This is a genomic window from Streptomyces sp. NPDC005408 (assembly GCF_040606445.1).
GTDB lineage: Bacteria > Actinomycetota > Actinomycetes > Streptomycetales > Streptomycetaceae > Streptomyces.
In genome coordinates this window covers 153,183-175,535 of record NZ_JBEXEX010000009.1, presented here as the reverse complement: position 1 = coordinate 175,535, position 22,353 = coordinate 153,183, and the positions used below count along the sequence as shown (strand labels likewise).

The following is a 22,353-nucleotide window of genomic DNA, read 5'->3' as shown; positions in this document are numbered from 1 at the left end:
GGGGCCTGCCGACATGCCCGTGCCGCGCGCCGCCCTCGACCTGGTCCCGCGACCCGCCCAATTCACCCCGATGCAGGGCCGGTTCACCTTCGACGCCCGTACGGCGATCCGTGCCACCTCCGGCGCCGAGCCCGCCGCCGCACTGCTGCGCACCCTGCTCGCTCCCGCCACCGGACTGCCGCTGCCACTGGCCGCCGACGGCCGCGTCGTCATCGCCCTCGACCCCCAGCTCACCGGGCTCGGCGAGGAGGGATACGGACTCACCGTCGGCGCCGACGCGGTCCTGCTGAGGGCCGCCCGGCCGGAAGGCCTGCTGAACGGTATCCAGACAGTCCGTCAACTCCTGCCGCCCGCCGTCCTGTCCGCCGGCCCGGTCCCCGGCACCGACTGGACCATGCCGTGCGTCCAGATCACCGACGTGCCCCGCTTCGCCTGGCGTGGCGCGATGCTCGACGTGGCCCGCCACTTCCAGCCCGTCGCCTTCCTGAGGCGCTTCACCGATCTGCTGGCCCTGCACAAGCTGAACGTGCTCCATCTGCATCTCACAGACGACCAGGGCTGGCGCATGCCGGTCGCCGCGTACCCGAAGCTCACCGAGGTGGGCGGCGTCCCGCACGGCGGCGCGTACACCCGTGGAGAGCTGGGCGAACTCGTCGCGTACGCCGCCGCCCGCGGTGTCACCGTCGTCCCTGAGATCGAGATGCCCGGGCATGTACGCGCCGCGCTCGCCGCTTATCCGCACCTCGGCAACCGGCCAGAGCGCGAGCTGGAGGTATGGCGGCAGTGGGGCGTGTGCGAGACGGTCCTCGGCGTCCACGACGAGGTCCTTGCCTTCTGCCGCACCGTACTGGACGAGGTCATGGACACCTTCCCCTCGCCCTCTGTGCACATCGGCGGCGAGGAGTGCCCGACGACGGAGTGGCAGCAGTCGCCCGCAGCCCGCGCCCGTGCCGCAGTGGAGGGGCTGGACGGCCCCGAGGCTCTGCACGGCTGGTTCATGCGGCGCATCGGCGACTTCCTCGTCGAGCGCGGCCGCCGGCCGCTCGGCTGGAGCGAGACCGGCCTCGATCTGCCCGCCTCCTTCACGGTCCTGCCCTGGCGGGACACGGAACACGGTCTCGCGGCCGCCCGCCGCGGCCGGCCGGTGATCATGGCTCCCTACCACTCCACCTATCTCGACTATCCGCAGTCGGAGCGCCCGGACGAACCGCCGGGACAGCCGGGACAGATCGTCGATCTGCGGACCGTGTACGAAACCGAACCGGCCCCCGCCCACTGGGAGCCGGACGCCGCCGCCCAAGTACTCGGCACCCAGGCCCAGTTGTGGACCGAATACGTCCCCACCGCGGCGCACGCCGAATATCTCGCCTTCCCCCGGCTGTGCGCCCTCGCCGACACCGCCTGGTCCGGCGGCCGCGACTGGCCCGGATTCCAGGCCCGGATGCACCGCCACAGAGCCCGGCTCGACACGCTCGGCGTGCCGTGCCGTCCCCCCACACACCCTCCAGGAGAGGAAACCTCATGAGCCTGAGCCCCTTGCGCATACGCGCCGCCGTCGCCGCCGCAGCGGTGGCGGGCCTCGGCTGCGCGACGCTGACCGCGCTGCCCGCCGCTGCCGCCGGCGAGCGGGTCACCGTCCAGTACCGGCAGAGCGCCACCGGCAGTGACCAGGCCGAGCCCTGGTTCACGGTCGTCAACACCGGCAGCGGCTCCCTCGCGCTGAACCAGGTGAAGATCCGGTACTACTTCAAGGCCGATGCGGGCGCCTCGTACACATTCGCCTGCTCCTGGGCGGTCAAGGGCTGCGCCAACATCACCGGTACGTTCGGCACGCTCGCGCAGTCCACCGCCACCGCCGACCGCTATCTGGAGATCGGCTTCACGGCGGGGGCGGGCTCCCTCGCACCGGGTGCCGACACAGGCGACATGCAGCTTCGCTTCCACCGCACCGACTGGCAGCCGCTGAACCAGAGCGACGACTACTCCTTCGCCGCCGGCCAGACCGCGTACGGGGACTGGGCCAAGGTCACCGCAACGGTCGGCGGGACCCAGGTCTGGGGCACGGCCCCCGCGGGCAACGACCCGGACCCCGACCCGACCGACCCCACGGACCCGCCCGCCGACGGGCCCGCGCTCTTCGACGACTTCGACTACATCTCGTACACCGACCCGGCGATCGGGGCCCACGGCTGGAATGTGCGCTCCAACTCCGGCGGCCCCGGAGTCCCGGGCGCGACCTGGGCCCCGCAGAACGTCACCTTCGCCAGGGAGGGGAGCAACTCGATCATGAACCTCGAGACCTCCACGGCGGGCACCGGCGAGTCCACCCGGCAGACCGAAGTCCTCACCAAGGACATGAAGTTCAAGAACGGCACCTACGCGGCCCGGGTGAAGTTCTCCGACGCCCCGAAGTCGGGACCCGACGGCGACCATCTCGTCCAGACGTTCTTCACCATCAACGACCTCAAGGCCCCGATGGCGGACGACTACGCGGAGTACGACTTCGAGTATCTGCCCAACGGCGGCTGGGGCGAGCCCGCGAACATCCTCTACACCACCTCCTGGGAGACCTACCGGCCCGATCCCTGGGAGGCGGTCAACCAGCACTCCGAGGTCCGCGCGAGCTACGCCGGCTGGCACGACCTCGTCGTCACCATCGACAACAGCAACATCACCTACTACATCGACGGGCAGGAATTCGGGCGGCACGACGCCCGCTATCTGCCCGAGCGGCCCATGTCCATCAACTTCAACCAGTGGCTGATCGATCTGGCGGGGCAGAGCAGCACCACCCCGCGCGCGTACGACCAGAAGGTCGACTACGTTCTGCACGTGAAGGACCAGGTGCTGACTCCGGCGCAGGTCAGCGCCAAGGTCGCCGCCTACCGTGCGGCCGGGACGGCCTTCGAGGACACCGTGCCGGGAGGCCAGTGAGTGAACCCCTGGGGGCGGATGCCGCATCGGTGTCCGCCCCCGCACAGGACCCCGCAACACCTTCCGGGGCTTGACCGGTCCATTGGTACGGACCAAAATCCAGCCACACCCGTGCGAGCGCGGAGCGCGCTTCCCCCCATGTCGGGTCACGCTCCCGTGCTCCCACGCCGAAGGTGACCACCGTGAAGAGACGCCCGAAGAGACGCCCGAAGAGACGCTCGCTCGCCGTGCCCGTATCGCTCGTGTCCGCGCTCATGCTCGGTGGTTGCGGGATCGTCCCGGGTGTCGGATCCGAGACCACCACGGTCGACATCTGGCTGATGAAGGACAGCGTCTCCGACGAGTTCCTCAACCGCTTCACCACCGCCTACGAGAAGGACAACCCCTCCGTCAAGCTGAAGTTCACCTTCCAGGAGTGGACCGGCATCGGAAAGAAGGTCACCGCCGCGCTGGAGAGCGACAAGGCGCCGGATGTAATCGAGGTGGGCAACACCCAGGTCGCCCAGTACGCCGAGAGCGACGGCCTTGAGGACCTCACCCTCGAATCGGTGCGCGACCTCGGGGCCGACGACTGGCTGCCCGGACTCGCCGAACCGGGCAGCATCGACGGATCGCAGTACGGCATTCCCTGGTACGCGGCCAACCGCGTCGTCATCTACAACAAAGACCTCTTCGCCGCCGCCGGGATAACCGAGCCGCCCCGAACGCGCGCCCGGTGGCTCGAGGACTCCGAGCGGCTCAACAACGGCGGCGTACAGGGCATCTACCTCTCCGGTCAGGACTGGTACAGCCTCGCCGGATTCGTCTGGGACGAGGGAGGGGAGCTGGCCGTCGAGGAGGGGGGCGACTGGCGGGGGACGCTGGACACACCCGCCGCGCTGCGCGGCATGGCCTTCTACAAGGAGCTCCAGTCGCACGGCGACGGCCCCAAGAACGCCGACGAGGAAACCCCGCCGCAGGCCCGGGTGTTCGCCAAGGGCGACATCGCCCAGATCATCGCGGTACCGAGCGCGGCCACCCTCATCGAGAAGAGCAACCCCGGGCTCAAGGGCAAGCTCGGCTTCTTCCCCGTACCGGGCAAGACGGCCGCGCGGCCGGGCGCCGTCTTCACCGGCGGCTCCGATCTGATCGTGCCCGACAAGGCGCACGAGCGGGCCGCAGCGATCGACGTCGTCACGGCGCTGGCGGGCCCGAAGTGGCAGACCGACCTCGCCCGTACGATGCACTACGTGCCCAACAAGCCGTCCCTCGCGGGCGTCCTGGAGGGCGAGGAGAGCACAGCCGCGATGGCCGCGGGCGCCGCACGCGGCAGGGCGACACCCAACTCACCGCGCTGGGCGGACGTCGAGGCCGACAACCCGATCAAGCCCTATATGACGGCCGTTCTGCAGGGGCAGAACCCGAAGCGGGCGGCGCGCACCGCCTGCGAGCGCATCACCCAAGCCCTCGCTCCTCACTGAACCTGCCTCTCTCCTTACAGTCCGTGCCTCGTCCACGGCACCCCATTCCCCGCCATTCAGCCGTCGCACATCCACTCTCCGCCGTGCTGTCATGTCGAATCCAGTCGGCCACGGAAGAAGTAAGGAGCCGGGCCGCCGCACCCGCGGTCCGTCCCCTTCCGTCCGGCACAGGAGACCGTCATGCCCGCATCGCCAGCTGTCGTCCCCGCCCCACTCACCGTCCCCGCCCAGATCCCCGCCCCACTCACCGTCCCCGCCCAGATCCCCGCCCAGCTCGCCGCGCCCCTGCCGTCGCCCGCCCCCGCGCCTCTCGGTGAGGGGGACCAGCAGCGCTACGTCGTCTCCCTCGCCCGGGACCAGGAGGACGTACGGGCCGCGCAGCGCCTGCGTCACCAGGTGTTCGCCGGTGAGATGGGCGCCCGGCTTGAGGGGCCCGAGCCGGGTCTGGACATCGACGCCTTCGACGCGTACTGCGACCACCTTCTGGTGCGCGAGGCCGAGACCGGAGAGGTCGTCGGCACCTACCGCCTGCTTCCGCCGGACCGCGCCCGGGTGGCGGGACGGCTCTACTCCGAGACCGAGTTCGACCTGGCCAGGCTCGCACCCATCCGCGACGACCTCGTCGAGGTCGGCCGCTCCTGTGTCCACCCCCTGCACCGCAACGGCGCCGTCATCGCCCTCATCTGGGCCGGGCTCGCCCGCTACATGAGCCGCACCGGCCACAACTGGCTGGCCGGCTGCTGCTCCATCCCGCTCGCGGACGGCGGCACGCTCGCCGCTGCCACCTGGGACACGGTGAAGGCCAAGAACCTCGCCCCCGAGGAGTACTGGGTCACCCCGCACAAGCTGTGGAACCCCGACTCCGTCACCCGCCCCGAGGGCCGTACCGAGCTGCCCGCCCTGCTCCGCGGCTATCTGCGGCTCGGCGCCTGGGTGTGCGGCGCGCCCGCCCACGACCCCGACTTCGGTGTCGCGGACCTCTATGTACTGCTCTCGCTGCGCCGCACCAACCCCCGCTACCTGCGCCACTTCCTCTCCCTCGCCCCGGTGCGATGAGCGTCTGGCTGCCCAGCGCTCCCTGCACCCCGCGGGGCTGCGCGACACACCACGGCCCGGCGGCCGGCTCCCTCAGGGCGGCCGCCCGGCTGCTGGCGGGAATCGCGACAATCCTCGCCGGCCTGCTGCTCGGGCCGCTGGTCGCGCTGCTCGCCGCGGTGCTCGGGACCCGGTTCCGGCATGTGATGACCCGCTGCTGGGCGCGAGCAGTCGTACGCGCCTTCGGCGTACGCATCCGGGTCATCGGCCAGGCGCCGGGACCCGTTCGCTCCCTGGTCGTCGCCAACCACATCTCCTGGCTGGACATACCGCTGGTAGCGGCGGCCCTGCCCGGACGGATGCTGGCCAAGAGCGAGGTCCGTCGCTGGCCGGTGCTCGGGCCCCTCGCCGCCCGCGGCGGCACCTTCTTCCTGGAGCGAGACCGGCTGCGTACGCTGCCCGCAACCGTCCGCGAGATGGCCTGCGCGATGGACAGCGGCGCGCGCGTCATCGCCTTCCCCGAAGGCTCCACCTGGTGCGGACGGGCCCAGGGCCGCTTCCGCCACGCCGTCTTCCAGGCCGCACTGGACGCGGGCGCCGCCGTTCAGCCCGTACGCATCACCTATCTGCCCACCGGCGCAGCCGCCTTCGTCGGGGAGGACTCGCTGCCCGCGTCCCTGTGGCGGGTCGTGGCGGCCGGCGGGCTCACCGCGGAGATCCGGCTGCTGCCGGCCATCCCCGCGGGGAGCTTCCCCGACCGCCGCTCACTGGCCCGCGCGGCTCAGCTGGCCGTCGCCAGGGAGAGCGCGAACCTGCCTTCCGTATCCGTCCACCAATTCGTCAGCTCAAGCTCCGCAGCCGCCAGTTCGGCCCGTACCCCCTCCTGACGGAACTTCGCCGACACCTCCGTACGCATCTCCTCGCCCGCTTCGAACGACACCACGAGATCAAGCTCGGGGATCTTCACGGTGAGCGCGGAGCGCGCCCGCAGCCGCATCTCGATCCACTCCTGCTCGCGGTCCCACAGCGCCACATGATCGAAGTCGTCGGGGTCGACGTCCGCATCCAGCTCACGGGCGATGACGGACAGCACGTTCTTGTTGAAGGCGGCCGTCACCCCGGCCGCGTCGTCGTACGCCCGCACCAGCACCTCCTCGTCCTTCACCAGATCGGTCCCGAGCAGCAGCGCGTCGCCGGGCTCCATCAGTGACCGCACGGAGCGCAGGAACGCCGCACGCTCGTCGGGCAGCAGATTGCCGATCGTGCCGCCGAGGAAGACGATCAGCCGCGGCCCCGGGGTGCCGGGCAGTGCGAGACCGCGGGTGAAGTCGGCGATCAGGGCATGGATATGGAGCGAGGGCCGCTCGGCGAGCAGAGCCTTCGCCGCGCCGGTCAGCGCGCTCTCGCTCACATCGACCGGCACATAGCTGTGCAGCCCGGGCAGCGCGTCCAGTAGATGCCGGGTCTTCTCCGACGATCCAGAGCCCAGCTCCACCAGGGTGCGCGCCCCGGTCGCGGCCGCGATCTCGTCGGCACGGGCGAGAAGGATCTCCCGTTCGGCGCGGGTCGGGTAGTACTCGGGGAGCCGGGTGATCTCCTCGAAGAGCTCGCTGCCGCGGGCGTCGTAGAACCACTTGGGCGGCAGCTCCTTGGGCGTACGGGTAAGACCGTGCAGCACGTCCGCGCGCAGAGCGGCGTCGGTGGCGTCCTCGGGCAGGGTTCGGGTCAGCAGGAACGGGCTCACGCGGCTGGCTCCTTGAGCGGGGTCAGAAGGACATCGGTGCGGGTCGCCGCCAGCAGGGTGCGGTCGGGGACCTCGCGCCAGTGCGGATCGTCGTCGTACGGCTCCGAGGCGACGACCGTGCGGCGCCCGAGCTCGGCCAGATACCAGAGGGTGTCGCCCCACGCCGTCGCCGCGATGGTTTCGCCGTCGGTGAGAAGCAGATTGAGCCGGGAGCCCGGCGCGGCCTCCCCGACCTCGCGGACCGTGTCGGCCAGCGCCTGGCCCAGTTCGTCGCCGTCGCGCAGCCGGTGCAGCACCAGCGCCCACACCAGCGCGGAGTCGCAGCGCGCCTCCAGCGAGAGCAGCTCGGCCGCGGGCAGGGTCGTCGCGAGCGGGGCCAGTGTGCCGGGCCAGCCCTTGACCGCGCCGTTGTGACTGAACAGCCAAGGGCCTGCGGCGAACGGCGCTGCCGCCGCCTCACCGTCCGCGCCCGCCTCGGTGGCGTCGCGGACGGCGGCGAGCAGCGCCCCGCTGCGGACCACCCGGGCGAGATCGGCGAAGGAGAGATCGGCCCAGATGGGGCCCGGGCGGCGGTACCGGGCGGGCACCGGATCGCCCTCGGCGTACCAGCCGACGCCGAAGCCGTCGGCGTTGACCGTTCCGTACCGCTGCCGGCGTGGCGCCCAGGACTGCCGGAACAGGCCGTGCGCGGGCTCGACGAGCAGCTGCCCGAGCGGCAGAGGCGGGCCGAGATAGGCGATATGGCGGCACATCAGGCCGACTCCCCGCGCACAGCCGCGTCCCGTGCCGTGCGGAAACCGGAGAAGATCTGCCGGCGCACCGGAAGGTCCCAGTTGCGGAAGGTTCCGCGGCAGGCCACCGCGTCCACGGCGAACGATCCGCCGCGCAGCACCTTGTGCGCGCTGCCGAAGAACACCTCGGAGTACTCGCGGTACGGGAAGGCCGCGAAGCCCGGGTAGGGGAGGAAGTCGCTCGCCGTCCACTCCCACACATCGCCGATCAACTGCCGTACGCCGAGCGGCGATTCGCCATCGGGATAACTGCCGACCGGGGCAGGTCGCAGATGGCGCTGACCGAGGCTGGCCTGCGACGGCGAGGGGTCGCCGTCACCCCAGGGGAAGCGGCGCGAGCGGCCCGACTGCGGATCGTGACGGGCGGCCTTCTCCCACTCCTCCTCGGTCGGCAGCCGCCGCCCCGCCCAGCGGGCGTACGCGTCGGCCTCGTACCAGCTCACATGCAGTACCGGCTCGTCGGCGGGCACCGGCTCGGTCACGCCGAAGCGCCGGCGCAGCCACTGGCCGCCCTCGCGGCGCCAGAACAGCGGTGCGCCGATGTCGTGCTGCCGGATCTGGTCCCAGCCCTCGGCCGCCCACCAGCGGGGATCCGTATAGCCGCCGTCCTCGATGAAGGCCTGGTAGGCGCCACACGTCACCGGGACGGTGTCGATGAAGAAGGCCGGTACGACCCGCTGGTGCGCGGGCCGCTCATTGTCCAGCGCCCACGGCTCGGTCGAGGTGCCCATGATGAACGGGCCGCCGGGGACCAGGACTTCGGCGGGCAGGCCCTGCGCGCTGCCGGCCGGCGGCTCGGGCGCGGTAAGGGCGGCGGGCCCCTTGCGCAGCTGGTGCGTGATGAGCATTGTTTCGTCGTGCTGCTGCTCGTGCTGGGCGATCATTCCGAACGCGAATCCCGCGTCGACCAGCGGCCCGCCCTCAAGCGGGGTGGTGTCGAGGATGTCGAGGACCCTGCCGCGTACATCGGACGCATACGCCCGCGCCTCGGCCGGGGCGAGCAGCGGCAGCGTGGGCCGCAGGGCTCGCGGGTGCTCGAAGGCGTCGTAGACGGAGTCGATCTCGGGGCGCAGCGCCTCACGCCCGGCGACCGTGCGCAGCAGCCACTGCTCCTCCTGGTTGCCGATATGGGCCAGGTCCCACACCAGCGGGGACATCAACGGAGAGTGCTGGGCGGTCAGTTCATGGTCGTCGACGCACGAGGTGAGTGTGGCCGTACGGGCTCGCGCGGTGGTCAGCGCGTCCAGAGCGCGACGCCGGAGGTCTTCGGTCATGTGATCGATTCCTTCCCGAGGGAGGGGATGCGCAGCTCGTCGGCGGGACATCGGCCCCGCAGGACGTGGTGCTCGTTGAATGCGGCGACGGCGTCCTGTACGGCGTCGGACGCGCCGATCCGGGGGAGCGCCTCCAGTGCGACGGCGAAGCAGGTCACGGCGGCCGCGTGCAGCTCGGGATCGGCAAGGCCGTGCCGGGCGGCATTGGTCCACAGCGCATTGCGCGGCGCGGGCAGCGAACCGGCGTACTCCGCCAGCGGTTTCACGGCGCGATAGACAGTCTCGGCGGCCTCGGCGTCGTCGAACAGGGCCGTGGTGACCGCGAGCGGCACCATCCAGCCGTCCTCGCCCGACTGGGCGTCGATCATGCGCAGTTCGAGATGGCCGCGCGGCCGCACCGGCGGGAAGAGGGTGGTCAGGTGGTAGTCGAGATCCTCCCGGGTCGGCGGCCGGGGCATGCCCGAGCGGATCCACTGGCGGAAGGTGAGCCCCTCGGGCAGCTCCCACAGCTCGCCGTCCATCCGTACGCACATCACCGGTGCGTCCAGCGCATGGGCGGTCCACGCCGAGCGCGGCTCCTCGTCGAGGGGCGGCGCCAAGGGCCGCACGGCATCGAGTGCGGTCCACACGGCTTGCCGCGTCGAGCGCCAGCCGGTGTAACGCCCTTCCTGCAGGGGCGAGTTGGCGAAGGCTGCCATGAGCACCGCGCCGAGCAGATGCGCGAGCCGCCAGCGCCGGCCGTAGCCGAGGGGGCCCGGCTCCTTGTCGCCGGCGTCCAGGCACACCTGTATCGAGGCGGAGCTGCACATCATGGCGCGGCCGGACGGACCCGTCCGGTCGAAGTACGCCTCCATGGCGTCGTAGCGGGATTCGTGAAGCAGCCGGCGCGGTGGATTGACGGGATCGAGCCCGATTCCGGTGAGAGTGAGGCCTGCCGGGCGGAGCGCGGCGCGTACGGCGTCCAGATCGGCGGCGACGGAGTCGATGCACTCCATCAGTGAGGCGGCGGGAGGCGAGCTGAGCTCCAGCTGGCCGCCTGGCTCGAAAGTGAGAGCCGAATTCAGTTGTAGAGAACGTACCTGGTCGTAGGCGGCGGTGAGACGGTCGGCGGGCACGGGGCGATCGGGCCGTTCCAGCTCATGGACGAGCCATTCGACCTCCACGCCCACGAATCGGGGCGGGCCGTTCTTGAAGCAGATACATCGGAGAAGATCCTCTGCCTCTTCTTCTCCCATAGGGGGGCCGTAGCCGCCGCCATCGGGTGGGCGCATGTCCGGTTCCTCTTTCGAAGGCACTCTGCAAACCTAAGGCCACGGCCGCGGCTTCGCACAAGAGTGCCCGTGGTGTTCGTGAGGCGTAAGAAAATCCGATTGCCCGGCCCCTGGCCGGTCGCCCACGATGTCCGCCATGAGTGCACGACTGCGGGGGATCGCAAAAGAGACCGAAGAGATCGTCGATACCGGCCACTACCTGGCCTTCGACGGTCGGAAGGTGGAGATCGGGCGGGAACTGGCAGCCGCACTGGCGGGGACCCGGATGTACGGACCCGAGCCCGTCGGGGTCACTCCTGACACCGACCGCACGACATCCTTCGAGGTCACGGGCGAGAGCAGCACCCAAGCCGCCCAGCGGCTGACCGCGGCGGACAGCGCACCCGTCGCCGTCCTGAACTTCGCATCGGCGCGCAACCCCGGCGGCGGCTACCTGAACGGCGCGCAGGCCCAGGAAGAGGCGCTCTGCAGGGCCTCGGCGCTGTACGTCACGCTGCTGCGCGCACCCGAGTTCTACGAGCACCACCGCGCCGACCGCAGCCCCTTCTACACTGACCGCGTCATCCACTCGCCCGGCGTCCCGGTCTTCCGCGACGACCGCGGACGGCTTCTCGATGCGCCGTACACCGTGGGATTTCTGACCTCGCCCGCACCGAACGCCGGGGTGATCACCAGCCGGACGCCCGACCATGCGCACCGCATCCCGGCCGCCGTCGCCGCACGCGCCGAGCGCGTTCTTGAGACGGCGGCCGCGCAGGGCTACCGGCGCCTGGTGCTGGGGGCCTGGGGCTGCGGGGTCTTCCGCAACGACCCCGATGTCGTCGCGGCAGCGTTCCACGCCCTGCTCACCGGAGGCGGCCGGTTCGCGGGCCACTTCGAGCAGATCGTCTTCGCCGTACTGGACCGTACGTCCGACGGGCGGACGCTGGGGGCCTTCCGCCGGACCTTCGACGGTCAGCTCCAGCAGTAGCCGGTCAGCCCGAGCCGTAGCCCGTCAGCTCCAGCCGTAGCGCTCCCGCAGGCGCTGCACGACCCGGTCGAAACGCGTCCGGTCCAGTGCGCACGCCTCACGGCGCATGCCGTCCTCGTGCACCCGCAGCACCCGGTCCAGATCCACCCAGGACTCGCGTCCCGCCCGGTCCCACGGCCCCACGCCGATGGCCACCCACTCGCGGTCCTGGTCATGGCGCTTGCTGGACAGCTGCACGGCGAGCAGCGTGCCGGACTCCTCACGGGCCACCACCAGGACCGGACGGTCCTTGCCGCGTCCGTCCATCTCCTCGAAGGGCACCCAGGTCCAGACGATCTCGCCGGGGTCGGGATCGCCGTCACGGTCGGGGGCGTACACGGTGCGGACCGGGCCGACCTCGGCCGGATCGGCCTCGGTGGTGGCCGCGGGGCCGCTCTGGCCGGGCAGGCCGGCGGGGCTGTCGGATGCGTCAGGGAAGATCGTCACCCGCCCCACGGTAGGACCTGCCGGGTCCTTCCCGCAGGGCGGGTGCCGTCACTCATCCTTCGTTTCGTCCGTCACCGGGATCCGCTCGGTGCGCGGGGCGGGCGGAGCCGCGCCGTTCACCGAGGCGACCGTGCCGCTGGCGTTCCCGGGTGCCTGGCCGTTCATGGTCGCCAGCGGCTGCCGGGCCAGGCCCGGTCCCGTACCGCCCATGGTCAGCGCCTGGCGAACATCTCCGACATCCCGTCGGCGCCGTTCAGCAGAATCATGTGATCGACATTGCTGAACGCCCCGGCCCCGGCCTCGACGATCTCCGGCCACTTCTCGGCCGGCTGCTGGGCGACCACGGCCTCCTGGTTCTCGGCCGGCGCGGCCGCGCGTGCCTTGATCGCCTCGGCCTCCGCCAGGCCCTTCGCCTTCACCGCGGCGGCTACCGCGAGCCCGCGCGCCTGGTTCGCCGCGGCCTCCGCCTCACCATGCTCGGCTCCGCCGCGGATTCGGACGATTACCTCGCCGACGAGTCCGGGACCACTGTGCCGGTCACCCGCCCGAGCAGCCCCACCATCGACTCGTCGTCCATGGCGGGGAGCCCACCCACGCGGGAGCCCGTCAGATCCAGCCCTCCAGAGACGTCATGAAGCCGTCGAAGTCGTCACGGTGGATGGTGTGGCCCGCGCCCGCGACCGTACGCACCTCGAAGCCGCGCTCGGTGAGCTGTGCCGCACGCTGCTTGTTCACGAGGAAACTCGGGTCGGCGAGCGTCACCAGCGACGGTACGACGGGCTTCGCCGGGAGCAGATCCCGCCCGGCGACGTCCACCAGGTCGTACGCCGTCGCCTCGTCCCAGAGCTTCAGGGTCGCCAGCTCGATCCCGACGTCGACCGCCTCCCAGCGCGGGTTCATCGTCTCGATCTGCTCCCGCGTCAGGGACTTCGCCTGCGTGAACACCTCGGGCCGGTAGCCGTCCTCGCCGTCCGGCAGATGCCATGCCGGGTCGGCGTAGACCGCGTGCCGCGGCGCGAGCTGCTCCACTGCCAGAGAGAGCGTCAGCCCGCCGAGCGAGTGCCCCAGGGCCAGTTCGGCACCGGCGGGGAGGGTCTCCACAAGATCGTCGGCGTAATCCCTGGGGGCATAGGAATCCGCGCGGCCGCTCGCCCCGTGGCCGCGCAGGTCGACGGCGATCACCCGGTATCCGCGCTCGGCGAGAGCCGGACCGGCCCTGCGCCAGGTGCGGTGGTCGGCCATGATGCCGTGGATCAGGAGCGCGATGCGGTCGCCTTCGCCCCAAGTGGTGGTGTGAAGCTGCACGTTGGTGCCTTTCCGGTGTCGTGTAGCCGCTGCATTCCGACACGATCATGGTGGCGCGTGCCGCCCCTGTGCGGCACTCGTTTCCGGCCATCCGCCCGGACCTCGCGCGGACTCGTGCCGAACAGGTCTGGAAAGATGCCGAGGGCGATGAGTCAGACACCCAAGCAGTCCGCAGAACGCCCTGTTCCGACCAGCGCCGACGTCGCCCGGCTGGCTGGAGTCTCCAGGGCCACCGTCTCCTACGTGCTCAACAACACCTCCGCCGTACGGATCAGCGATCCCACCCGCCGCCGTGTCCGCGAGGCCGCCGAAGAGCTCGGTTATGTGCCCCACGCGGCCGCCCGCAGCCTGCGTGCCGGACATACCCGGATGGTGCTGCTCCCGACCGCGCACGTTCCCGTGGGTCCGCTCTACAGCCGCTTCTTCAACGAGCTTCAGTGGGCGCTGCGCCGCCTCGACTACACCGTCGTGCAGTACGGCAGCCTCGGCCTCGACGGCGACGGGGCCGCCCGGGCCTGGGCCGAACTGCGCCCCGTCGCGGTCGTCTCGCTCGGCGAGGTCGCGCTCACCCCGCACGGCGTCGGCGTCCTCAAACGCTCCGGCGCGAAAGCCGTCATAATGCTCGGCCCGCAGCGCGTCGAGGGCGCACACTCGCTCGTCATGGACCAGCGCGAGATCGGTGACCGGGCGGTGGCCCATCTGCTCCAGCGCGGTCGGCGTGCCATCGGTGTCGTGATGCCGCAGGAGCCGGGCCTCGAGCTCTTCTCGGAGCCTCGCCTCGAAGGGGCCCGACGGGCCGGGGCGGGCGCCGGCGCCCGGATCGAGCCGCTGCCCCTGTCGTACGACGAGGAGTCGGCCGCCGCGCTCGCAGCCCGCTGGCGCGGGCTCGGTCTCGACGCCGTGTACGCGTACAACGACGAGTACGCCATGCTCCTGATGCGGGCCCTCCAGGACGCGCGCATCGACGTCCCTGCCGAGACCGCGGTGATCGGCGCGGACGATCTGCTGCTCGGCAGGCTGCTGCGGCCTCGGCTGAGCACCGTCCAGATCGACATGGTGACCGGTCAGCGCCTGGCCGAGCTCGTCGACCGTGTGGTGCGCGACCCCGGCGCAGAGCCGGAGCGGCACGATCTGATGGGGGCGCGGGCGGTGCTCCGCGAATCCAGCTGACCGCGCGCCGGGGCGGTGACCAGGGGTATGTCCGGGGCTGCGGGGCGACGACATGCGGGCCGCGCGGTGCGTGTCTAGCGTCGCTTGCATGAGCACAGATCCGCAGCGCTTCGAGATCCTTCTGGTGCCCGAGCATGTCGAGGGCAGCGATGCGGCCCATCTGGCCGCGAATGCGATCCGCTCGGCCGTCGTGGTGGCCACCGGCACGTACGGGTCCTCCGGCTATCCGCGATTCTCGGGTGACGGCCTGGTGGCGGACATCGACCCGGTGACGCGTACGGTCGAGGCACTGCTGGTCGACGGGTCGGAGCTGGACTACGGGCTGTCGGCGAGGGTGGTCGACCCGGCACAGCGCTGAGCCCGCTGTTCCCGTCTGCACGCAGCGCTCCGCAGGCCGTTGACCAGCCATGGAAGATGAACCATAGTTCAGCAGGCGAACAGCCTTAAGCGCCATGCGCTCGGTCAAGCCTTGGGAGAGTTTCCGATGAGCATCCGCGACGTCTACATCGTCGACGCCGTCCGCACCCCGATCGGCAAGTTCGGCGGTGCGCTCTCCTCCGTACGCCCCGACGACCTCGCCGCGCATGTCGTCAAGGCGCTCGTGGACCGCACTCCAGAGCTCGACCCGGCCCGTGTCGACGATGTCGTCTTCGGGGACGCCAACGGCGCGGGCGAGGACAACCGCGACGTCGCGCGCATGGCCGTGCTGCTCGCCGGGCTGCCCGTCACCGTCCCCGGCGTCACCGTCAACCGCCTGTGCGGATCCGGTCTGGAGGCCGTCATCCAGGCGGCCCGCGCCATCGCCCTCGGCGACGCGTCCATCGCGATCGCGGGCGGCGTCGAGTCCATGTCCCGCGCCCCCTGGGTGCTGCAGAAGCCCGAACGCGCCTTCCCCGCAGGCCACCAGCAGCTCCACTCGACGACGCTGGGCTGGCGCATGACCAACCCGAAGATGCCCGCCGAGTGGACCGTCCAGCTCGGCGAGGGCGCCGAACTCGTCGCCGACAAGCACGGGATCACCCGCGAACAGCAGGACGCCTTCGCGCTCGCCAGCCACCAGAAGGCCGCCGAGGCGTGGGGCAAGGGCCTCTACGACAGTGAGGTCGTCACGTACGAGGGTGTGGAGCCGGCGCGCGACGAATGCATCCGCGACACCACGTCCATGGAGGCGCTCGCCAAGCTGAAGCCGTCCTTCCGAAAGGACGGCACGGTCACGGCGGGCAGCTCCTCACCGCTCAATGACGGGGCCGCGGCCCTGCTCCTGGTCGACGAGGAAGGGCTGCGGGCGACCGGCCGCGAGCCGCTCGCCCGGATCCGGGCCTCCGCCGTCACCGGTGTCGAGCCGCAGCTCTTCGGTCTCGGCCCGGTGGAGGCGGTCCGGCGGGCGCTGACGAAGGCGGGCCGGTCGTTCGCCGATCTGACCACCTTCGAACTGAACGAGGCCTTCGCCGCCCAGGCGCTCGGCTGCCTCGCCGAATGGCCCGGTCTGGACCCGTCCCTGGTCAACCCGCGCGGTGGCGCCATCGCCATCGGCCACCCGCTCGGCGCGTCGGGAGCCCGGCTGGCCGGCTCGGTCGCCCACCAGCTGGCGGCCGCTGGTTCGGGAACCGGCGTGGCCGCCCTCTGTATCGGTGTCGGCCAGGGCATCGCCCTGGTCCTGGAGCGCTGAGCCGGACAGCCTTCGGGCCGTATGGACCGCAGCTCGGGCCGTATGGACCTTCGAGAGGAGTCAGGCCTCCGTCGAGGTCTCCGCCCCGGCGGCACCGCTCTTCGCCTGGGCCTCGTCGATCGACTTGCGGACCTGGTCCATGTCCAGAGCGCGCGCCTGACCGATCACGTCCTCCAGGGCGGCCTCGGGCAGCGCGCCCGGCTGGGCGAACACCGCGACATTGTCACGGACGATCATCAGCGTGGGGATGGAACGGATCTCGAACGCGGCCGCCAGCTCCTGCTGAGCCTCCGTGTCGACCTTCGCGAACACCAGGTCGGGGTGGCGCTCGGCGGCACCCTCGTACACCGGGGCGAACTGACGGCAAGGACCGCACCAGGAAGCCCAGAAATCGATCAGGATGAAGTCGTTGTCGCTGACGACCTGATCGAAGTTTTCCTTGGTGAGCTCAACAGTGCTCATGACGTGCTACCTCTTCCTGCTGTCCGATGGGGACTCGCCCCCGACAACGGTGCCCGGGGCCTTGCTATTCCTGCCCCTGCCCATGTGGCCAGGACGCACACCCGGGATGAGACTGTCCGTATGACGGAAGCCGTGGAGTTCGACGTTGTGGTGCTGGGCGCAGGACCGGTCGGGGAGAACGTGGTGGACCGCACCAGGGCGGCGGGCCTGAGTACCGCGGTCGTGGAGAGCGAACTGATCGGCGGTGAATGCTCGTACTGGGCGTGCATTCCCAGCAAGTCGCTGCTGCGCTCCGCCCTCGCCCGCGCCGACGCCCGTCGTGTCCCCGGTCTGCGCCACGCGGTGCAGGGGCCGCTCGACGCCGAGGCCGTACTGGCCCACCGCGACGAGTACGTCTCCCACTGGAAGGACGACGGCCAGGTCGGCTGGCTGGACTCGATCGGCGCCCGTCTGTACCGCGGGCAGGGCAGGCTGAACGGGCCGAAGAAGGTCCTCGTCGACGGTCCCGAGGGCGAGCACCATGTGCTGACCGCCCGCCATGCCGTGGTCGTGTCGACCGGCAGCCGTGCCGTACTGCCCGACATCCCGGGTCTGGCCGGCGCCAAGGCATGGACGAGCCGCGAGGCCACCAGCGCCCACCGGGTGCCCGGCCGGCTCGCGATCGTCGGCGGCGGAGTGGTCGGCGTGGAGATGGCCACCGCCTGGCAGGCGCTGGGCTCGCACGTCATCCTGCTGGTGCGCGGCGGGGGAGTGCTGCCCCGCATGGAACCCTTCGTCGGCGAGCATGTCGTCGAGGCGTTGACCGAGGCCGGTGCCACGATCCGTACGCACACGTCTGTCACCTCCGTCGAACGCAGGGGCGGCACCGGTCCCGTCACGCTCGTCCTCGGCAACGGTGAGCGGATCGAGGCCGACGAGGTCCTCTTCGCCACCGGCCGCTCCCCGCGTACCGACGGCATCGGCCTCGAGACCGTCGGTCTGGCGCCGGGCTCGTGGCTGCCCGTCGACGACAGCTGCCGCGTCGACGGCAGCGACTGGCTGTACGCGGTGGGCGATGTGAACCACCGCGCGCTCCTCACCCACCAGGGCAAGTACCAGGCCCGGATCACAGGTGCCGTCATCGCGGCCAGGGCACAGCACGTCCCGATCCTGGAGACCGATCGCTGGGGCGCGCACGCCGCCACGGCGGACCATGCGGCCGTCCCGCAGGTCGTGTTCACCGACCCGGAAGCCACGGCTGTCGGTCTCTCGCTCGCGGAGGCCGAGGCGGCGGGACACCGGGTCCGGGCGGTCGACTACGACCTGGCCTCGGTCTCGGGCGCGGGCCTGTACGGCGACGGCTACCGCGGCCACGCCCGGATGGTCGTCGACCTGGACCGCGAGATTCTGCTGGGGGTCACCTTTGTGGGCCCGGGCGTGGGCGAGTTGCTGCACTCGGCGACGGTGGCGGTCGCGGGCGAGGTGCCGATCGAGCGGCTGTGGCACGCGGTGCCCGCGTTCCCGACGATCAGCGAGGTCTGGCTGCGGCTGCTGGAGACGTACCGCGGCTGAGTGCCGCCATCGTGTGCTCAGCGGTAGTCGGGATTGGGGAAGTCGAAGCGGCAGCCCGCGTCCCATTCGGAGCGCTGGTTGCCGTGGGCGGGGATGCCGCCGGCCTGCTTCAGCAGAGCGCCGAGGTGCATCAGATTCCAGGTCATGAAGGCCGTGTTGCGGTTGGTGAAGTCGTTCTCGGGACCTCCCGAGCCCGGGTCCAGATAGGAGGGACCGGGTCCGGCCTCGCCGATCCAGCCCGCGTCGGCCTGCGGCGGGATCGTGTAGCCGAGGTGCTGGAGGCTGTAGAGGACGTTCATGGCGCAGTGCTTGACGCCGTCCTCGTTGCCGGTGATCAGGCAGCCGCCGACGCGGCCGTAATACGCGTACTGGCCACGGTCGTTGAGAATGCTGGAACAGGCATAGAGACGCTCGATGACCTGTTTCATCACGGAGCTGTTGTCGCCGAGCCAGATCGGTCCGCAGAGGACGAGGATGTCGGCGGCCATGACCTGCTCGTACAGCTGCGGCCAGGCGTCGCTCTCCCAGCCGTGCTCGGTCATGTCGGGCCAGACGCCCGTCGCGATGTCGTGGTCGACGGCGCGGATCACCTCGGTCGTCACGCCGCTCGCCTCCATGACGGCCCGGCTCTTGTCGATGAGACCCTCGGTGTTGCTGGTCTCCGGTGACCGCTTGAGCGTGCAGTTGACGAAGACGGCGCGCAGGTCGTCGTAGCGGTACGTCGTCGAGGGCATCGGCCGTCTCCTCGTACTGGGCGGGAGCTGAGCGGGCGCTGGGCGTGGACCGTGAGTACGCCATCAGCCTGCTCCCGCCCGGTACGGCGGTCCACATCGGTGGCCCGAACGGGCAACGTCACACCGGGCGGGTCACCTGAACGCCGCGGTATTGCGCAGCGCCCACTGGGCGAAGGTGCGGGCCGGGCGGCCGAGGATCTGCTCGACGGCAGGGCTCACCCGCTGTTCGGCGGCGGACGGTTCGCCCAGGATGGCGAGGGTGCCGTCCACGACGTGCTCGGGCATGAAGTGCAGCAGCTGTGCACGCGCCTCGTCACGGCTCTGCTCGACGAACCGCACGGGGGTCCCCAGCGCATCTCCGATCGCCTCGGCCCGCTCGCGAGGCGTGAGGGGCGACGGCCCGGTGAGCTCATAGGTGTGACCGGCATGCCTCGCATCGCGCAGGGCCGCGGCCGCGACCTCCCCGATGTCGGACGGGTCGATGACCGGCAGCCCGACGCCGGCGAACGGCGCGGCGACAGTCCGCCGCGAGCGGACGCTCTCGGCCCACAGGAATGCGTTGGACGCGAATCCGCCCGGCCGCAGAACCGTCCACGCCAGATCCGAGTGCCGTACCTCTTCCTCGAACGCCCGGAGGTGCCCGTGTGACGGAGACTCCGGCCGCGTTCCGGCGCCCTGGGAGGACAACAGGACGACTCGTCCTACCCCGCCCGCCCTGGCCGCATCGAGGATGCCGCTCGCGCTGACGTCCTCACCGCCACCGGCAACCAGAAGGAACAGCGCATCGGCGCCGTCGAGCACGGGCTTGAGACTCTCCGGCTCGGCCAGATCGGCCTGCCGGTGCTGTACGCCGGCCGGCGCTTCGGCGTCGTGAAGCCGACGCGAGACCGCCGTGACCTGCTCTCCGGCCGCGGCGAGCGCCTGCACAAGTGGCCGTCCGACGTTCCCGGTTGCTCCCGTAACAACGATCATGATCAGCTCCCATTTCGGTATCCGGCCCGCCGATCGGCTGGTCCGTAACGCCATCCTGGACGTCAAACTGGCCATCTTCTGGCCAGTTTCCGGGAGAGAATCCTCGGCATGAGGGCTGATCGTCTGGTGGCGACGCTGCTGTTCCTTCAGGCGCGCGGGCGAGTGACCGTGCCCGAAGTCGCGGCGGAACTGGAAGTGTCCGAACGTACGGCGCGACGCGACCTGGAGGCGCTGGCGAGCGCCGGTATTCCGGTCTACTCGCAGCGCGGGCGGGGCGGTGGCTGGTCGCTGGTCGGCGGAGCCAGGACCGATCTCACCGGGCTGACCGCGGGGGAGATCCGGGCGCTGTTCCTCGTGGCGGGACCGTCGTCGGCCACGCCCGAGTTGAAGACGGCCCTGCGCAAGCTGGTCCGGGCGCTTCCGGCGACGATGCGCTCCGACGCCGAAGCCGCGTCGAGAGCAGGTGTCACCGACGACACGGACTGGTCCCGTTCCGCCGCCGGGGCCGCGGCGCCCCAACTCGACGCCCTGCGGCGCGCGGTGGTCGAGGGGACGCAGATCCGGCTCGGTTACGCAGCTCCCGGCAGGCCCCCGGGAGGGCGGACGGTGCACCCGCTCGGCATCGCGTCCAAGGCGGGCGTCGACTACCTCGTCGCGGGTACGGACCGCGGCCTGCGGTCCTACCGGCTCAGCCGGGTCACTTCAGTCGAGGCGACCGGCGATCCCGTCGTACGGCCGGACGGCTTCGATCTCGCCACGGCCTGGCGTTCCCTCGCCGGGCGGATGGAGGACCGCATGCTCGCGGCGACCGTGCGCGGGAGGGCCCTGCGAAGCTCGGAGTCTGTCCTGCAGGGGCTGTTCGGCGGGCGGCTGACGGTCGGTCGGCCGCTCGGCGGCGGCTGGGTGGAGATCACCGTCGACGGGCCCTCGCCCGAGATCCTGGCCGCGCAACTGGCCGGTCTCGGCTCGCGCGTGGAGATCCTCGAACCGGCTGCTGCCCGCGAGCGGCTTGCGCGACTGGCGGTCGAACTCGCCGCCACCTACGGGTCACCGGCGCGGACCGGGGCGGCGGGCGTACGGGACGGGGCTGCCGTGGCAGACCCGCGTGAGGCCCCCGATCGCGCGGACTGAGCGGGCTGGGAGCGGACTGAGAGACGCCGCCGGGCCGGAAAGAGTCCGGTGAGCTTTGTCGAGGAGCTTGACGCTCCCGCTGCGGGACACGACTCTGAGAGCGCTCTCAGAATGCAAACCCCCACAGCTCCACCCGACTGGGAGGAAGAGCGTGCTCGCCAAACGAAACGTCCTGGCGCTACTGGTCACCGCGGTGCTGCTCGCCGCGGGATTCACGGCCGCCGGACCCACACCCCCCGCCGACGCCGCGGTCCCCGCGACCATCCCGCTCACGTTCACCAACAACTCCGGGCGCGGCGACCAGATCTACATCTACAACCTCGGAACCCTGCTCACCACGGGCCAGCAGGGCTGGGCCGACGCGAACGGCACCTTCCACGCCTGGCCCGCCGGGGGCAATCCGCCCACGCCCGCACCCGACGCGTCCATTCCCGGACCGGCCAACGGCCAGTCCAGGACCATCCAGATACCCAAGTTCTCCGGAAGGATCTACTTCTCCTACGGCCAGAAGCTCGTCTTCAAGCTGACCACCGGCGGCCTCGTGCAGCCCGCGGTCCAGAATCCGACCGACCCGAACCGGAACATTCTCTTCAACTGGTCCGAGTACACGCTCAATGACGCGGGTCTGTGGATCAACAGCACCCAGGTCGACATGTTCTCGGCCCCGTACGCCGTCGGCGTCCGGCCGGCGAGCGGAGCCACCAAGAACACCGGTCATCTGAAGCCGGGCGGGTACAACGGCTTCTACAACGCCCTCCGTGGGCAGCCGGGAGGATGGGGCAACCTGATCCAGACCCGCTCCGACGGCACCGTCCTGCGCGCACTCGCACCCGGTCACGGCATCGAGGCCGGCGCCCTGCCCGCCGGTGTCATGGACGACTACGTCAACCGGGTGTGGAGCAAGTACTCGGGCTCGACGCTGACGGTGACGCCGTTCGCCAACCAGCCGAACACGAAGTACTACGGCCGGGTCTCGGGCAACGTCATGAACTTCACCAACGGTTCCGGAGCGGTCGTCACCTCGTTCCAGAAGCCCGACTCCGACAGCATCTTCGGCTGCTACAAGCGGCTGGACGCGCCCAACGACCTGGTGCGCGGCCCGATCTCGCGCACCCTGTGCGCGGGATTCAACCGCTCCACCCTCCTCACCAACCCCAACCAGCCCGACACGGGCTCCGCGGGCTTCTACCAGGACGTGGTGACCAACCACTACGCCCGGAAGATCCACGCGCAGATGGTGGACGGCAAGGCCTACGCGTTCGCTTTCGACGACGTCGGTGCCCATGAGTCACTGGTGCACGACGGCAATCCACAGCAGGCGTACATCACGCTGGACCCGTTCAGCTAGCGCGGCCAGAACGGACCGTTCGCGGGCCCTCCGTGCCGCCGGAGAC

Annotated in this window: 21 protein-coding genes and 1 pseudogene; 12 read left to right on the top strand and 10 right to left on the bottom strand. The window is 70.9% G+C overall.

The window, feature by feature from the left end; genetic code table 11:
• The first annotated feature begins 13 nt into the window (after positions 1-13).
• The 5 genes from ABZS64_RS12335 to ABZS64_RS12315 all read left to right on the top strand — a co-directional run bounded on the left by ABZS64_RS12335 (position 14) and on the right by ABZS64_RS12315 (position 6,316).
• Positions 14-1,525, top strand: coding sequence for a beta-N-acetylhexosaminidase (locus tag ABZS64_RS12335; RefSeq protein WP_355827018.1), 1,512 nt, complete (start codon positions 14-16; stop codon positions 1,523-1,525).
• Positions 1,522-2,934 carry a cellulose binding domain-containing protein gene (locus tag ABZS64_RS12330; protein ID WP_355827015.1) on the top strand — a complete coding sequence of 471 codons (1,413 nt, stop codon included), beginning with the start codon at positions 1,522-1,524 and terminating at the stop codon, positions 2,932-2,934. Before ABZS64_RS12335 ends, ABZS64_RS12330 begins: the two co-directional genes overlap by 4 nt.
• 254 nt (positions 2,935-3,188) lie before the next feature.
• Positions 3,189-4,394, top strand: coding sequence for an extracellular solute-binding protein (locus tag ABZS64_RS12325; RefSeq protein WP_355827101.1), 1,206 nt, complete (start codon positions 3,189-3,191; stop codon positions 4,392-4,394).
• Between the two features lie 180 nt (positions 4,395-4,574).
• Positions 4,575-5,450 (top strand): GNAT family N-acyltransferase, encoded by an 876-nt coding sequence (locus ABZS64_RS12320; protein WP_355827012.1) that lies wholly within the window; start codon positions 4,575-4,577, stop codon positions 5,448-5,450.
• Positions 5,447-6,316, top strand: a complete 870-nt coding sequence (locus tag ABZS64_RS12315) for a lysophospholipid acyltransferase family protein (protein WP_355827010.1) — start codon at positions 5,447-5,449, stop codon at positions 6,314-6,316. The genes ABZS64_RS12320 and ABZS64_RS12315 overlap by 4 nt, the downstream gene beginning before the upstream one ends.
• Here the strand turns inward: ABZS64_RS12315 and egtD are convergent.
• From egtD to egtA, 4 genes are read right to left on the bottom strand one after another with little or no spacing between them, the layout of a single operon-like run.
• Positions 6,211-7,173, bottom strand: coding sequence for an L-histidine N(alpha)-methyltransferase (egtD, locus tag ABZS64_RS12310; RefSeq protein WP_355827007.1), 963 nt, complete (start codon positions 7,171-7,173; stop codon positions 6,211-6,213). The two genes, ABZS64_RS12315 and egtD, sit on opposite strands and share 106 nt — an antisense overlap.
• Complete coding sequence (egtC, locus tag ABZS64_RS12305; RefSeq protein WP_355827004.1) at positions 7,170-7,925, bottom strand: ergothioneine biosynthesis protein EgtC; 756 nt, start codon at positions 7,923-7,925, stop codon at positions 7,170-7,172. The genes egtD and egtC overlap by 4 nt, the downstream gene beginning before the upstream one ends.
• Positions 7,925-9,238: an ergothioneine biosynthesis protein EgtB gene (gene egtB, locus ABZS64_RS12300; protein ID WP_355827002.1), complete on the bottom strand. Its 1,314-nt coding sequence runs from the start codon at positions 9,236-9,238 to the stop codon at positions 7,925-7,927. The genes egtC and egtB overlap by 1 nt, the downstream gene beginning before the upstream one ends.
• Complete coding sequence (egtA, locus tag ABZS64_RS12295; RefSeq protein WP_355826999.1) at positions 9,235-10,509, bottom strand: ergothioneine biosynthesis glutamate--cysteine ligase EgtA; 1,275 nt, start codon at positions 10,507-10,509, stop codon at positions 9,235-9,237. The genes egtB and egtA overlap by 4 nt, the downstream gene beginning before the upstream one ends.
• Positions 10,510-10,645: 136 nt before the next feature.
• Between egtA and ABZS64_RS12290 the strand changes: the two genes are divergently transcribed.
• Entirely contained in the window at positions 10,646-11,479 is an 834-nt protein-coding gene (locus ABZS64_RS12290) for a TIGR02452 family protein (protein WP_355826996.1), read from the top strand.
• Between the two features lie 24 nt (positions 11,480-11,503).
• Here ABZS64_RS12290 and ABZS64_RS12285 read toward each other — a convergent pair whose 3' ends face one another.
• From ABZS64_RS12285 to ABZS64_RS12275, 3 genes and pseudogenes are all read right to left on the bottom strand, one after another.
• On the bottom strand, positions 11,504-11,965 hold the full coding sequence (locus tag ABZS64_RS12285) for a type II toxin-antitoxin system PemK/MazF family toxin (RefSeq protein WP_355826993.1): 462 nt from the start codon (positions 11,963-11,965) through the stop codon (positions 11,504-11,506).
• Between the two features lie 48 nt (positions 11,966-12,013).
• Positions 12,014-12,438, bottom strand: a pseudogene (locus tag ABZS64_RS12280) (flotillin domain-containing protein); the annotation flags it as partial.
• A gap of 133 nt (positions 12,439-12,571) precedes the next feature.
• On the bottom strand, positions 12,572-13,270 hold the full coding sequence (locus tag ABZS64_RS12275; RefSeq protein ID WP_355826991.1) for an alpha/beta hydrolase family protein: 699 nt from the start codon (positions 13,268-13,270) through the stop codon (positions 12,572-12,574).
• 147 nt (positions 13,271-13,417) lie between these two features.
• Here ABZS64_RS12275 and ABZS64_RS12270 point away from each other — a divergent pair, with 147 nt between their 5' ends.
• The 3 genes from ABZS64_RS12270 to ABZS64_RS12260 all read left to right on the top strand — a co-directional run bounded on the left by ABZS64_RS12270 (position 13,418) and on the right by ABZS64_RS12260 (position 16,109).
• Positions 13,418-14,440 (top strand): LacI family DNA-binding transcriptional regulator, encoded by a 1,023-nt coding sequence (locus ABZS64_RS12270; protein WP_355826988.1) that lies wholly within the window; start codon positions 13,418-13,420, stop codon positions 14,438-14,440.
• Between the two features lie 88 nt (positions 14,441-14,528).
• Positions 14,529-14,798 carry a hypothetical protein gene (locus tag ABZS64_RS12265; protein ID WP_355826985.1) on the top strand — a complete coding sequence of 90 codons (270 nt, stop codon included), beginning with the start codon at positions 14,529-14,531 and terminating at the stop codon, positions 14,796-14,798.
• A 126-nt stretch (positions 14,799-14,924) separates the two neighbouring features.
• Positions 14,925-16,109: a thiolase family protein gene (locus ABZS64_RS12260; protein WP_355826982.1), complete on the top strand. Its 1,185-nt coding sequence runs from the start codon at positions 14,925-14,927 to the stop codon at positions 16,107-16,109.
• Positions 16,110-16,169: 60 nt separating this feature from the next.
• On the opposite strand, the gene trxA is transcribed toward ABZS64_RS12260, so the two are convergent.
• Positions 16,170-16,571 carry a thioredoxin gene (trxA, locus tag ABZS64_RS12255; RefSeq protein WP_355826979.1) on the bottom strand — a complete coding sequence of 134 codons (402 nt, stop codon included), beginning with the start codon at positions 16,569-16,571 and terminating at the stop codon, positions 16,170-16,172.
• 120 nt (positions 16,572-16,691) lie between these two features.
• On the opposite strand from trxA, the gene ABZS64_RS12250 reads away from it, so the two are divergent.
• Positions 16,692-18,122: an NAD(P)/FAD-dependent oxidoreductase gene (locus tag ABZS64_RS12250; protein ID WP_355826976.1), complete on the top strand. Its 1,431-nt coding sequence runs from the start codon at positions 16,692-16,694 to the stop codon at positions 18,120-18,122.
• A 17-nt stretch (positions 18,123-18,139) separates the two neighbouring features.
• Here the strand turns inward: ABZS64_RS12250 and ABZS64_RS12245 are convergent, their stop codons facing one another.
• Both ABZS64_RS12245 and ABZS64_RS12240 read right to left on the bottom strand, forming a co-directional pair.
• Complete coding sequence (locus ABZS64_RS12245; protein ID WP_355826973.1) at positions 18,140-18,856, bottom strand: flavodoxin family protein; 717 nt, start codon at positions 18,854-18,856, stop codon at positions 18,140-18,142.
• Between the two features lie 132 nt (positions 18,857-18,988).
• Positions 18,989-19,828 carry an NAD(P)H-binding protein gene (locus ABZS64_RS12240; protein ID WP_355826971.1) on the bottom strand — a complete coding sequence of 280 codons (840 nt, stop codon included), beginning with the start codon at positions 19,826-19,828 and terminating at the stop codon, positions 18,989-18,991.
• A 108-nt stretch (positions 19,829-19,936) separates the two neighbouring features.
• Between ABZS64_RS12240 and ABZS64_RS12235 the strand changes: the two genes are divergently transcribed.
• Together ABZS64_RS12235 and ABZS64_RS12230 are read left to right on the top strand one after the other, a co-directional pair.
• Positions 19,937-20,959: a WYL domain-containing protein gene (locus tag ABZS64_RS12235; RefSeq protein ID WP_355826968.1), complete on the top strand. Its 1,023-nt coding sequence runs from the start codon at positions 19,937-19,939 to the stop codon at positions 20,957-20,959.
• Positions 20,960-21,152: 193 nt separating this feature from the next.
• Positions 21,153-22,307 (top strand): glycoside hydrolase family 64 protein, encoded by a 1,155-nt coding sequence (locus tag ABZS64_RS12230; protein WP_355827098.1) that lies wholly within the window; start codon positions 21,153-21,155, stop codon positions 22,305-22,307.
• The last annotated feature ends 46 nt before the right edge of the window (positions 22,308-22,353 follow it).